The organism is Streptomyces sp. NPDC041129 (assembly GCF_055592265.1).
On record NZ_JBVIYV010000009.1, the window covers coordinates 241,355 to 253,909 of the forward strand.

11 protein-coding genes are annotated in these 12,555 nt (G+C 72.0%); 4 read left to right on the forward strand and 7 right to left on the reverse strand.

All coding sequences use genetic code 11. The annotated features are described in order from the left end of the window. Positions 1–46 precede the first annotated feature (46 nt). Together ACZ6B1_RS26825 and ACZ6B1_RS26830 are read left to right on the forward strand one after the other, a co-directional pair. A complete protein-coding gene (locus ACZ6B1_RS26825; protein ID WP_468782589.1) occupies positions 47–1,648 on the forward strand; it encodes an ABC transporter permease in 1,602 nt (533 codons plus the stop codon). Next, entirely contained in the window at positions 1,648–2,670 is a 1,023-nt protein-coding gene (locus ACZ6B1_RS26830) for an ABC transporter ATP-binding protein (RefSeq protein WP_468782408.1), read from the forward strand. The genes ACZ6B1_RS26825 and ACZ6B1_RS26830 overlap by 1 nt, the downstream gene beginning before the upstream one ends. A gap of 139 nt (positions 2,671–2,809) precedes the next feature. On the opposite strand, the gene ACZ6B1_RS26835 is transcribed toward ACZ6B1_RS26830, so the two are convergent. The 7 genes from ACZ6B1_RS26835 to ACZ6B1_RS26865 all read right to left on the reverse strand — a co-directional run bounded on the left by ACZ6B1_RS26835 (position 2,810) and on the right by ACZ6B1_RS26865 (position 9,553). Further along, positions 2,810–3,502, reverse strand: coding sequence for an LAETG motif-containing sortase-dependent surface protein (locus ACZ6B1_RS26835; RefSeq protein ID WP_468782410.1), 693 nt, complete (start codon positions 3,500–3,502; stop codon positions 2,810–2,812). A gap of 159 nt (positions 3,503–3,661) precedes the next feature. Next, positions 3,662–4,789, reverse strand: a complete 1,128-nt coding sequence (locus ACZ6B1_RS26840; protein WP_468782412.1) for an LOG family protein — start codon at positions 4,787–4,789, stop codon at positions 3,662–3,664. 45 nt (positions 4,790–4,834) lie between these two features. After that, positions 4,835–5,242, reverse strand: a complete 408-nt coding sequence (locus ACZ6B1_RS26845; protein WP_468782414.1) for a VOC family protein — start codon at positions 5,240–5,242, stop codon at positions 4,835–4,837. Positions 5,243–5,356: 114 nt separating this feature from the next. Continuing rightward, a complete protein-coding gene (locus ACZ6B1_RS26850; protein ID WP_468782416.1) occupies positions 5,357–6,733 on the reverse strand; it encodes a hypothetical protein in 1,377 nt (458 codons plus the stop codon). After that, a complete protein-coding gene (locus ACZ6B1_RS26855) occupies positions 6,715–7,455 on the reverse strand; it encodes an ABC transporter ATP-binding protein (protein WP_468782418.1) in 741 nt (246 codons plus the stop codon). The genes ACZ6B1_RS26850 and ACZ6B1_RS26855 overlap by 19 nt, the downstream gene beginning before the upstream one ends. A 209-nt stretch (positions 7,456–7,664) precedes the next feature. Next, positions 7,665–9,047, reverse strand: coding sequence for an aspartate aminotransferase family protein (locus ACZ6B1_RS26860; RefSeq protein WP_468782420.1), 1,383 nt, complete (start codon positions 9,045–9,047; stop codon positions 7,665–7,667). Further along, positions 9,032–9,553, reverse strand: coding sequence for an Lrp/AsnC family transcriptional regulator (locus ACZ6B1_RS26865; protein ID WP_351664264.1), 522 nt, complete (start codon positions 9,551–9,553; stop codon positions 9,032–9,034). Before ACZ6B1_RS26865 ends, ACZ6B1_RS26860 begins: the two co-directional genes overlap by 16 nt. A 206-nt stretch (positions 9,554–9,759) precedes the next feature. Here ACZ6B1_RS26865 and ACZ6B1_RS26870 point away from each other — a divergent pair, with 206 nt between their 5' ends. Then, positions 9,760–11,199 (forward strand): gamma-aminobutyraldehyde dehydrogenase, encoded by a 1,440-nt coding sequence (locus tag ACZ6B1_RS26870; RefSeq protein ID WP_468782422.1) that lies wholly within the window; start codon positions 9,760–9,762, stop codon positions 11,197–11,199. Between the two features lie 167 nt (positions 11,200–11,366). Then, positions 11,367–12,554, forward strand: a complete 1,188-nt coding sequence (locus tag ACZ6B1_RS26875; protein ID WP_468782424.1) for a polyamine ABC transporter substrate-binding protein — start codon at positions 11,367–11,369, stop codon at positions 12,552–12,554. The last annotated feature ends 1 nt before the right edge of the window (position 12,555 follow it).

Sequence of the window (12,555 nt, forward strand, 5' to 3'; positions counted from 1 at the left end):
GGCCCGCGAGGGCACCGCGCGCGGGAGCGCGGCGCGGCTGGGGCTGCTGGCCCTGCCCGTCGCGTTCTTCGCCGTGTTCTTCGCCTGGCCCGTCGCCGCGATCGTGTCGCGCGGGCTGAAGGCGGACGGCGTCTGGCAGTTCGGACGGATGGCGGACGTCGTCACCCAGCCGGACATCCGGCACGTGCTGTGGTTCACCACCTGGCAGGCGCTCGCCTCCACCGCGCTCACCCTGCTGCTCGCGCTGCCCGCCGCCCATGTCTTCGCGCGCCTCGACTTCCCGGGCAAACAGCTGCTGCGGGCGGTCGTCACGGTGCCGTTCGTGCTGCCGACCGTCGTCGTGGGCACGGCGTTCCTGGCGCTGGTCGGACGCGGCGGGCTGCTCGACGACCTGTGGGGAGTACGGCTGGACACCACGGTGTGGGCGATCCTGCTGGCGCACGTCTTCTTCAACTACGCGGTCGTCGTACGGACCGTCGGCGGGCTGTGGGCCCAGCTCGACCCCCGGCAGGAGCAGGCCGCGCGGATGCTGGGCGCCTCACCGCTGACGGCGTGGCGGAAGGTCACGCTGCCCGCCCTGGCGCCCGCCGTGGCGGCGGCCGCGCTGATGGTCTTCCTGTTCACCTTCACCTCCTTCGGCATGGTGCAGATCCTGGGCGGCCCCACGTTCTCCACCCTGGAAGTGGAGATCTACCGGCAGACCTCGGAGGTCTTCGACCTCTCCACGGCGGCCGTCCTGACTCTCGTCCAGTTCGTCGCGGTGGGCGCGATCCTCGCCGTGCACGCGTGGACGGTACGGCGGCGCGAGAGCGCCCTGCGTCTGGTCGACCCGAAGGTGACTTCCCGCCGGCCGCGCGGCGCCGGGCAGTGGGCATTGCTCGCCGGAGTCCTGCTCACCGTCGTGCTGCTGCTCGTGCTGCCGCTCGCCGTCCTTGTGCAGCGCTCCCTGGACGCGCCCGGCCTCGGCTACTACCGGGCGCTGACGGACGCGGACGGCGGTACCTTCCTGGTGGCGCCGCTGCACGCCGTGTGGACCTCCCTGGAGTACGCCGTCGCCGCCACCGCCATCGCCCTGGTCGTCGGGGGTCTCGCCGCCGCCGCGCTGGCCCGCCGGGACGCGGGACGGCTGGTGCGCGGCTTCGACGCGCTGCTGATGCTGCCGCTCGGCGTCTCCGCCGTCACCGTCGGCTTCGGCTTCCTGATCGCCCTGGACCGGCCGCCGCTGGACCTCAGGCAGTCCTGGATCCTCGTCCCGCTCGCCCAGGCGCTGGTCGGCGCCCCCTTCGTGGTGCGGACCATGCTGCCCGTGCTGCGGGCGGTGGACGGGCGGCTGCGGGAGGCGGCGGCCGTGCTCGGCGCCTCGCCCTGGCGGGTGTGGCGGGAGGTCGACCTGCCGCTGGTGCGGCGGGCGCTGCTGATCGCGGCCGGGTTCGCCTTCGCGGTGTCCCTGGGGGAGTTCGGGGCGACCGTGTTCATCGCGCGGCCCGACAACCCGACGCTTCCGGTCGCCGTGGCCCGGCTGCTGAGCCGGCCCGGGGAGCTCAACTACGGGCAGGCGATGGCCCTGTCCACGATTCTGATGGTGGTGTGCGCCGCCGCGCTGCTGGTCCTGGAGCGGCTGCGCACGGACCGGACGGGGGAGTTCTGATGCTGCTGAGCCTCGAGGCCGCGACCGTGCGCCTGGGCGGACGGCCCGTGCTCGACGCGGTCGGCCTCGACGTCGCCGAGCACGAGGTGGTGTGTGTGCTCGGGCCCAGCGGCAGCGGAAAGTCGACGCTGCTCAGGGCGGTGGCCGGGCTGCAGCCGCTGGACTCGGGCCGGGTGCTGCTCGGCGGCCGGGACCAGGCGGGCGTGCCGGCGCACAAGCGTGGTGTCGGCCTGATGTTCCAGGACCACCAGCTCTTCCCGCAGCGGGACGTCGGCGGCAACGTGGCCTTCGGGCTGCGGATGCACGGGATGGGCCAGGGACAACGGGACACCGAGGTGGGGGAGTTGCTGGAGCTGGTCGGTCTCCCGGGGGCGGCCCGGCGGGCCGTGGCCGGGCTGTCCGGCGGCGAGCAGCAGCGGGTGGCACTGGCCCGGGCGCTCGCCCCGCGGCCCCGGCTGCTGATGCTGGACGAGCCGCTGGGCCAGCTCGACCGCTCGCTCCGGGACCGGCTCGTGGTCGAACTCCGGCAACTGTTCCGCCGGTTGGGTACCACCGTGCTCGCCGTGACGCACGACCAGGGCGAGGCGTTCGCGCTGGCCGACCGGGTGGTGGTGATGCGGGACGGGCGGATCGCCCAGTCCGGGACCCCGCTGGAGGTCTGGCAGCGGCCCGTGGACGAGTTCGTGGCCCGGTTCCTCGGCTTCGAGAACGTGGTGTCCGCGACCGTCTCCGACGGCGCAGCGGACACTCCCTGGGGCAAGCTGCCCGTCCCCGACGGCTCGCCCCAGGGCGACCACCCGCTGCTGGTCCGGCCCGCCGGTGTGCGGCTCGTGGCGCCGGACGGGGGTCTGCCCTGCGCGGTGACCGCCCGCACCTTCAAGGGCACCCATGTGGCCGTCCGGCTGCTGCCCCGGGACGGCGGCCCGCCCCTGGAGGCGGCCTGCGCGCTCCGGGCCGCTCCCGAGCCGGGGGCCGAGGTGGGGCTCGCGTTCGACGCCGACGAAATCGTCGTGCTCGGCTGAGCGTCGCGTGCCGGGGGAGCACGCGGTGCTGGAGTGCCGGCTCGAGCGGACCGGCTTCGGCCGAACACGACCGCGGCCCGTCCCCCGGGGATACGGGGACGGGCCGCGGTGTTGCACGAGGGGTGTGCGAAGTCGGGCGTCAGCCGCCGTTCTTCGCCCCACGACGGCGCATGCCGAAGAAGACCGCGCCACCGCCGACGACGACCAGCGCGCCGGCGACACCGGCGATCATGCCGGTGTTGGAGTTGGCACCGGTCTCGGCGAGGTCCGAGTCACCGGCCGCCGGGGACGGCGCGTTGCTCGAGGTGCCCGCCGGGGCGGTGCTGCTCTCCGACTCCGACGGAGTCGGCGTGGCGGACTCCTCCGGGGCGGACGGGGACGGCTTCGACGACGGGCTGGCCGGGGCGCTCGGGGAGGAGGACTCCTCCTTCTTGCAGGCCGTGGCCGGGGTCGTCAGGTCCGGGTTGATGTCCTCGTCGACGTTGAACCGGTCGGTCTTGACGTGGATGCGGTAGGTCGTGCTGGCCTTCCAGTCCACGTCGAAGACGACCGGGGTGCCTGCGCCGCCCGAACCCTTGACCTCCTTCTCACCGACCTGCGTCTCGCCGGCGTCGGTCTTCTCGAAGACGGTGACGGTGGCGACGGTGCCGGAGGCGTCGGTGTCCGTGACGGTGATCTGGCCCTTGTCACCGGTGCAGCCGGCGACGGCCTTGAAGTCGCGGATGTTGCAGGCCGAGGCGGAGCCGGCGACAGCGAGCGCCAGCGCGGCGGAGGCGGAGGCGACACCCAGGACGCGCACGGAACGACGTGCGTTAAGGCGAGTTATGGACACGTTTGTCCTTTACAGAGTGCATAACTGCGGGGGGTAACGGGGGAGTCGAGGCACATGGATGAGATGTGGTCCCAGCGCCCCCAAGAGACACACAGGTCTATAAGCGTTCCATAAGAAGTGTCAATGCATATGCCCGCGACGCCCGTTGACTTTGCCCGCTTATTGCCTGCGGAGACGTTTCAGCGCCTCGGGAGCCTGCTCGATCCGGTCAACCAGGCTGATTCGGGACTCCATCGCCCGACCCTCGGCCAGCGACCGCAGCAGCGGCCACGCGGGCAGCCGCCGCGTCCAGTGCTCCTCGTCCACCAGCACCATGGGCGTGGGCTCACCCCGGGACTCGTAGTAGTTCGGCGTTGCGTTGTCGAAGATCTCCTGCACGGTCCCGGCCGCGCCCGGCAGGAACACCACCCCGGCGGTGGAGCGGGCCAGCAGGCCGTCCTCGCGGATGGCGTTGGTGAAGTACTTCGCGATGTGCGCGGCGAAGGCGTTCGGCGGCTCGTGGCCGTAGAACCAGGTCGGGATGCCCACCGACTCCCCGCCGCCGGGCCAGCGTTCGCGCACCTCGAAGGCGGCCCGCGCCCAGTCGGTGACCGACGGCCGGAAGGACGGCGCCTCGGCGAGGAGCGGGAGCGCCTCCTCGAGCATGGCGTCGGCGAAGGGCGCGGCGTAGGCGCCGAGGTTCGCCGCCTCCATCGCGCCCGGTCCGCCGCCCGTGGCAACCGTGAACCCGGCGCGGGCCAGCTCGCGGCCCAGCCGGGCCGCGCCCGCGTACTCGGCGGTGCCGCGGGCCATCGCGTGCCCGCCCATGACGCCCACCACCCGTGCACCGGCGAGGAGTTCGTCCAGGGAGTCGGAGACCGAGTCGTCGTGGATCGCGCGCAGCATCGAGGCGAAGACGTCGCCGTCCGCCTTGGTGCGCTGGAACCAGGCGTAGGCCCGCGCGTCGGGTGTCGCCTCGTAGCCGTCGTCGAGCGACTCGAACAACTCGTCGGGCGTGTAGGCGAAACCGCGGTAAGGATCGAAGGGGAGGCCCGGTATCGGCGGGAAGACCAGGGCGCCGGCCGAGCGGACGTGCGTGGCGGCCTCGGGGTCCATCGGGCAGCCGAGGAAGACGGCGCCCGCGGTGTCGAGGGTGAGCAGCTCTTTCGTGCGGGCCGTCAGATCGACGGCCTGGACACGGAATTGGGTCAGTGAGCCGTGCGCGGTGACCACCTCGTCGAACTCGGCGAGGGACTCGATCTCACGGTCGTGGGCGGCTCGGTTCGGCTGGGCGGGTGTCTGATCCACCCGCCCATGCTAGGCGTGCGTGTGTGCGTGCCCGGACGGAAGGGGTCAGCCCTGGACCGCGGCCGGGTCCATCCACACGACCTCCCAGGAGTGGCCGTCGAGGTCGTCGAAGGACCGGCCGTACATGAAGCCGTGGTCCTGGGTCTCGCCGCTCGCCGAGCCGCCCGCCGCGATCGCCCTGTCGACCAGCTCGTCCACCTTCTCGCGGCTCTCCGCGCTCAGGCAGATCAGCACCTCGCTGGTCCTGGTGGAGTCCGCGATCTCCTTCTTGGTGAAGTCGGCGTAGCGCTTCTTGCTCAGCAGCATCGCGACGATCGTGTCGCTGATCACCACGCAGGCGCAGTCGTCGGTGCTGAACTGCGGGTTGATCGAGTAGCCGAGCTCGGTGAAGAACTTCTTCGAGGCCTCGACGTCGTCGGTGGCCAGGTTCACGAAGATCATCTGCTGGTACACGAGGTGCCTCCCTGGGCTGCGGTCGCTGCTGTCGTGGGTTGGACACCGGACGACGGGAAAACTCATCGCCGGGTGGCGACTTTTTTTCTTCCGCCCGGCTCCGGTTGCCGGGTCTCAGCGGGCCGACGCCTGCGCCGCGAGGTGGGCGAGCACCAACGTGAGCGGGCCGAACAGCGCCAGCAGGGCGGCCGCGCGCAGGACGGCGGCGGTGCGCAGCATTCCCGCCGGTGCGCCGAGCCGCAGCAGGGCGGCGGTGGTCTCGGCACGGCACTGACGGGCCTCGACGGCCGCCGTCAGCAGGGTCGCCACGGTGCAGCCGGTGACCACGAGCGCGCCGAGCGCGGTGAGCGGCCCGGGGGACGTGGCCGGGCCCCCGTACAGAACGGTCATGGCGTAGGTGGCCGAGGCGGCCGCGCAGGCCACGCCGAGCGGCCGGCCGATCCGGGGGGCCTCCGCCATGAGCACGCGGCCGGCCAGCAGCCGGAGCGCCCCGGGTTGGGCGGACTGCAGCAGGCGTCCGCAGAGGTGCGTGAGGCCGGGGGCGGCGAGCACGAGTCCCGCGGCGGTGAGGGCCCAGCCGGCCAGGACGGCCACGGCCCCGGCGGGCAGGTGGGTGAGGGCCGGTGTGGACGCGGGCCGGCCCGCGTAGGCCTGTACGGCGAGCCCGGCGGCGACGGCCGAGATGCCCCAGGGGAGCCCGGCGGGAGTGGCGGCCGGGGAGGGCCGGCGGCCGAGGGCGCCGGCTTCGTCGGCGTCCAGGACCTCGGTCCCGTTCACCTCGGCCCCGTTCGGCTCGGGCTCGCTGACCGCCGTCGTGGCGGCCCCCGCGGCCGGGGGCCGCGCGGCGCCCTGCTTCGTCCCCGCTGGTGTGCGCAGCCGCGCCCCGAACCTTCCGTACGCCCCGAACGTCTCCCGGGGCGCCGAGTGGCCGTACGCGCCGAAGCGGCCGAAAGCGCGCGTCGTGCCGCCCGGCGGGCGCGGGTCCCGGGGGCGCAGGGCGACCGCGACCGTCGCGGCGGCGAGCGCCGGGACCGGGGTCAGCAGGGTCAGCGCCGCGGGCAGCGGCAGCGACCGGTCCGCGGCCAGGAACCGGGCCGCCGCGCCGTCGAGCGGAGTGCCCGCCAGGTCGCCGCGCAGTTGCAGGAAGAGCAGCAGGGCCAGCAGCGAACCCAGGCCGCAGGACAGCACGGTGGTCAGGACCGAGACCGCCATCAGCCGCGCCGGGCCGAGACCCACGGCCGACAGGCCCGGACGCGGCCGGGTGCCGGGATCCGTGCGGGCCACGGCGAGCGCGAAGTACACCGTGGCCGCGAGCGGGACCGCGCACCAGGCCAGCCGGGACACCGCCGCGCCCGGTGCCGTGGGGTGGGCCAGCGCGTAGCCGAGGGAGGACAGCAGGAGGAAACCCGTGCCCGCCGAGGCCGCGGCCACCAGCAGCCGGCGGAGCTGTACGGCGGGCCGGGCCGCGCGGGTCAGACGGAGAGCGAGCACGCTGCACGGCCTTCCGTCTCCGCGGCCTCCGGCAGCGGCACGGTCCGCACCCGCCGCCCGTCCAGCAGGGAGACGGTGCGGTCGGCGAGGGCGGCGGTCTCGGCGTCGTGCGTGGCCAGGACGACCGTGATGCCGTGCGAGCGGGCCGCCGTGGTGAGGGTGCGCAGCACATGCGCCCGGTCACCGCGGTGCAGCGGGGCCGTCGGCTCGTCGGCGAAGAGGACCGTCGGCCCCGGCGCGAGCGCGCGGGCGATGGCCACGCGCTGGCGTTCGGCCTGCTGGAGCTCCCGCGGGTGCCTGCGCGCGTGCTCGCCGGCGTCCAGGCGCTCCAGCCACTCCAGCGCGGCCACCTTGGCGCGCCGGCGGCCGATGCCGCGCAGCATCAGGGGCAGGGCGGTGTTCTCCCAGACGTTCAGCTCCGGTACCAGCACCGGGGCCGGTTCGACCCAGCCGAAGTGGTCGCGGCGCAGCCGCTCGCGGGCCGTCGGACCCATGGTGTGCACGGGCGAGCTGTTGAACCAGACCTCGCCGGCGCGCACCGGGAGGAGCCCGGACAGGCAGTGCAGCAGGGTCGTCTTGCCGCTGCCGCGCGGACCGGCGACGGCGAGGATCTCGCCCACCCGCACGCCGATCGAGACCCCGGCGAGGCCGGGGGAGCCGTCCTCGTGCCTGAAGTGCAGGGAGCGTGCCCAGAGCACGTCGTTGTCCGGCGGGGCCTCCATGGCGAACACCTCGGTTCTGATCCGTTTTCCCGTGCCTGATCGCTCGTCCGGGTGAACGAAGGCAGGGCCGATCGGTCACTGGCACGCTAGGCAGCCCACCGCGGGAGCCCGGACAGCACACGGCCCCGGGCCGCCGTTCTCACTCGAACGGGCGGCACCGGGGCCGGTGTTGATCATCCGGTCGGATGATCCGGGCTCGCGCCGAAGGCTCAGAGCTTCGTCCACGCCTCCGTGAGGGTGGCGCGCAGGATCTGCTCGATCTCGTCGAACGTCTCCTGGTTGGAGATCAGCGGCGGGGCGAGCTGGATGACCGGGTCGCCGCGGTCGTCGGCACGGCAGTACAGGCCGTTGTCGAACAGCGCCTTGGAGAGGAAGCCGTACAGGACGCGCTCGGTCTCCTCGTCGTTGAAGGACTCCTTGGTGTGCTTGTCCTTCACCAGCTCGATGCCATAGAAGAAGCCGTTGCCGCGGACGTCGCCGACGATCGGCAGGTCGTGCAGCTTCTGCAGGGTCTGCAGGAAGGCGCCCTCGTTGTCGAGCACGTGCTGGTTGAGGTTCTCGCGCTCGAACAGGTCGAGGTTGGCGAGACCCACCGCGGCGGACACCGGGTGGCCACCGAAGGTGTAGCCGTGCAGGAAGGTGTTGTCGCCCTTGTAGAACGGTTCGGCGAGCCGGTCCGAGACGATGCAGGCGCCGATCGGGGAGTAGCCCGAGGTCATGCCCTTGGCGCAGGTGATCATGTCCGGCACGTAGCCGAACTTGTCACAGGCGAACATCGTGCCGAGGCGGCCGAAGGCGCAGATGACCTCGTCCGACACGAGCAGGACGTCGTACTGGTCGCAGATTTCGCGCACGCGCTGGAAGTAGCCGGGCGGCGGCGGGAAGCAGCCGCCGGCGTTCTGCACCGGCTCCAGGAAGACCGCGGCGACCGTCTCCGGGCCCTCGAAGAGGATCTGCTGCTCGATCTGGTCGGCGGCCCAGCGGCCGAAGGCCTCCGGGTCGTCGCCGAAGATCGGGGCGCGGTAGATGTTGGTGTTCGGCACCTTGTGCGCGCCCGGGACCAGCGGCTCGAAGGGGGCCTTCAGGGCCGGCAGGCCGGTGATGGACAGGGCGCCCTGCGGGGTTCCGTGATAGGCGACCGCGCGGGAGATGACCTTGTACTTGGTCGGCTTGCCCTGGAGCTTGAAGTACTGCTTGGCGAGCTTCCAGGCGGTCTCGACGGCCTCGCCGCCGCCGGTGGTGAAGAAGACCTTGTTCAGGTCGCCCGGGGCGTGGTCGGCGAGGCGCTCGGCCAGCTCGACGGCCTTGGGGTGGGCGTAGGACCACACCGGGAAGAAGGCGAGCTCCTGGGCCTGCTTGAAGGCGGTCTCGGCGAGCTCCGTGCGGCCGTGACCGGCCTGGACCACGAACAGGCCCGCGAGACCGTCGAGGTAGCGCCTGCCCTTGTCGTCGTAGATGTAGGTGCCCTCGCCCCGGACGATGGTCGGGACGGGGGAGTTCTCGTACGAGGACATGCGGGTGAAGTGCATCCACAGGTGGTCGTACGCGGTACGGCTGAGGTCCTTCTCGGTCACGGTTATCGGGTTCCCCACATGTAGGTCTGCTTCTTGAGCTTCAGGTAGACGAAGCTCTCGGTGGAGCGCACGCCGGGCAGGGCCCGGATGCGTTTGTTGATGACGTCCAGCAGGTGGTCGTCGTCCTCGCAGACGATCTCCGCGAGGATGTCGAACGAGCCCGCGGCCATCACCACGTACTCGACCTCCGACATGCCGGTCAGCGCGTCCGCGATCGACTCGACATCGCCCTCGACGTTGATCCCGACCATCGCCTGCCTGCGGAAGCCCACGGTGAGCGGGTCCGTGACGGCGACGATCTGCATCACGCCCTGGTCCAGCAGCTTCTGGACGCGCTGGCGCACGGCCGCCTCGGAGAGGCCGACGGCCTTGCCGATCGCGGCGTACGGCCGGCGGCCGTCCTCCTGGAGCTGCTGGATGATGGCGAGGGAGACGGCGTCCAGCTGGGGACTGTTGCCGTTCCTGGACTCGCGGGGCGAGTCCCTCTGGTCTGCGCTTCGACTGGCCACGGCCTCACTGTGCACGACGTCTCGACAGTTTCGCAAGGCCGCTGCGATGAAATTCGTTGTTTACGAGTCCGAACCTTGCGGATTTCGCAGAACAGGTGGCGGCGGGGGTGTTGAAAACGTGGGCGCGCAGATTAGGGTGGGGTGTCTCAGTCTTCGGGACAGCCGGAGCGGCTGACCGGGCTGGACAGCTCGAACCCTCGAATCAGATCAGGAGGCCGGCAGTGAGCACCGAGCTGCGTCGTCTGCGCAACTACATCGACGGTGAGTTCCGGGACGCCGCCGACGGACGGACCACCGAGGTGGTCAACCCCGCGACGGGCGAGGCGTACGCGACCGCGCCGCTGTCCGGTCAGGCGGACGTGGACGCCGCCATGGCGGCCGCCGCCGCGGCCTTCCCGGCCTGGCGCGACACCACCCCCGCGGAGCGCCAGAAGGCCCTGCTGAAGATCGCCGACGCGTTCGAGGAGCGCGCCGAGGACCTGATCGCGGCCGAGGTGGAGAACACGGGCAAGCCGACCGGGCTGACCCGCTCCGAGGAGATCCCGCCGATGGTCGACCAGATCCGCTTCTTCGCGGGTGCGGCCCGGCTGCTCGAGGGCCGCTCGGCCGGCGAGTACATGGACGGGATGACCTCGATCATCCGCCGTGAGCCGGTGGGCGTCTGCGCCCAGGTGGCCCCGTGGAACTACCCGATGATGATGGCCGTGTGGAAGTTCGCCCCGGCCATCGCCGCGGGCAACACGGTCGTGCTGAAGCCCTCGGACACCACCCCCGCCTCGACCGTGCTGATCGCCGAGATCCTCGGCTCGATCCTGCCCAAGGGCGTCTTCAACGTCATCTGCGGCGACCGCGACTCGGGCCGCATGATGGTCGAGCACCCGACCCCGGCGATGGCGTCCATCACCGGTTCCGTCCGGGCCGGCATCTCGGTCGCCGAGTCCGCGTCGAAGGACGTCAAGCGGGTCCACCTGGAGCTGGGCGGCAAGGCCCCGGTCGTGGTCTTCGAGGACACCGACATCACCAAGGCCGTCGAGGACATCTCCGTGGCGGGCTTCTTCAACGCCGGCCAGGACTGCACGGCCGCGACCCGCGTCCTGGTCCACGAGTCGATCCACGACGAGTTCGTCTCCGCGCTGGCCAAGGCCGCCGCCGAGACCAAGACCGGGCAGCCGGACGACGAGGACGTCCTCTTCGGCCCGCTGAACAACCCCAACCAGCTCAAGCAGGTCGCCGGCTTCATCGAGCGGCTGCCCGCGCACGCCAAGGTGGAGGCGGGCGGCCAGCAGGTCGGCGACAAGGGCTACTTCTTCGCCCCGACCGTCGTCTCCGGCCTGAAGCAGGACGACGAGATCGTCCAGAACGAGGTCTTCGGCCCGGTCATCACCGTCCAGTCCTTCGCGGACGAGGACCAGGCCGTGGAGTGGGCCAACGGCGTCGAGTACGCCCTCGCCTCCTCGGTGTGGACCAAGGACCACGGCCGCGCGATGCGCATGTCCAAGAAGCTCGACTTCGGCTGCGTGTGGATCAACACCCACATCCCGCTGGTCGCCGAGATGCCCCACGGCGGCTTCAAGAAGTCCGGCTACGGCAAGGACCTGTCGGCGTACGGCTTCGAGGACTACACGCGGATCAAGCACGTGATGACGTCGCTCGACGCGTAGGCCCCGGGCCACACGCGCGCGGCCCCGGACGGGACACCTCCCCGTCCGGGGCCGCGCGTCTGCCCGCGGTGGCCCTCGACGCCGATGGACAGGGTGTCGGGTACGGTCCGGTCCGCTCGACGCACCGTCAATTGCCGCTCCGGGCGCGGCGGCGGCATCCTGCCGGGGTGACCCGGACTTTCCCGCCCGCCCCGTCCCGCCGTTCCGTGCTGCGCGCGTTCACCGGCGCCGCCGCGCTCGGCACCCTCGCCGGCTGCGGGGTGCCCGCCGCCTACGTCGAGCCCGGCGACCGGTCCGTGACCGACGAGTCCGCCGCAGACCGGAGACTCACCTGGGCGAACTGGCCGCTGTACATCGACACCGATGACGACGACACGAGCCGGCGGCCCACCCTCGACGCCTTCGAGAAGCACACCGGGATCTCCGTCGGCTACACCGAGGAGATCAACGACAACGACGAGTTCTTCGGCAAGATCAGCCCCGCGCTGATGAACCACCAGCGCACCGGGCGCGACCTGATCGTCATCAGCGACTGGATGTGCGCGCGGTTCGTCCGGCTCGGCTGGGTGCAGCGGATGGATCGCTCCCGCCAGCCCAACGTGGCCGAGCACCTGGACCCGCTGCTGCGCTCGCCCGCGTTCGACCCGGGCCGCAGGTCCACGGTGCCGTGGCAGTCCGGCATCACGGGCATCGCCTACGACCGCCGCCGGCTGGGCCGGGAGATCCGGGGGGTGGCGGACCTCTGGGCGAGCGACCTGAAGGGCAGGGTGACCCTGCTCTCCGGACTGGACGAGGCGTTCGCGCTGCTGATGCAGGGCGACGGCGTGGACATCACCCGTTGGACCACGGACGACTTCCACCGCGTCTGCGACCGGGTGGAACGGGAGGTCCAGCGGGGCCACATCCGCCGCTTCACCGGCAACGACTACACCAAGGACCTGGTCAGCGGCGACGTCCTCGCCTGCCAGGCCTACTCCGGCGACGTCATCCAGCTCCAGGCGGACAATCCCGACATCCGCTTCGTCGTCCCCGAGGCGGGCGCCGAACTGTGGTCGGACTCCCTGATGATCCCCGACCGGGCCCGCCACAAGTCCAACGCCGAGCGCCTGATCGACTACTACTACGAGCCCGAGGTCGCCGCGGAGCTCGCCGCCTGGGTCAACTACGTCTGCCCCGTCCCGGCGGCCAGGGAGGTCCTGGCCGCGTCCAAGGACAGGGACACGGCCGCCCTGGCCGACAACCCCCTGATCTTCCCCGACTCCACGATGCGCGGACGCCTCGCCGTCGCCCGCGACATCACCTCCGCGGAACGCCCGGAACTCGCGAAGCGGTGGAACACGATCGTGGGGCTCTAGG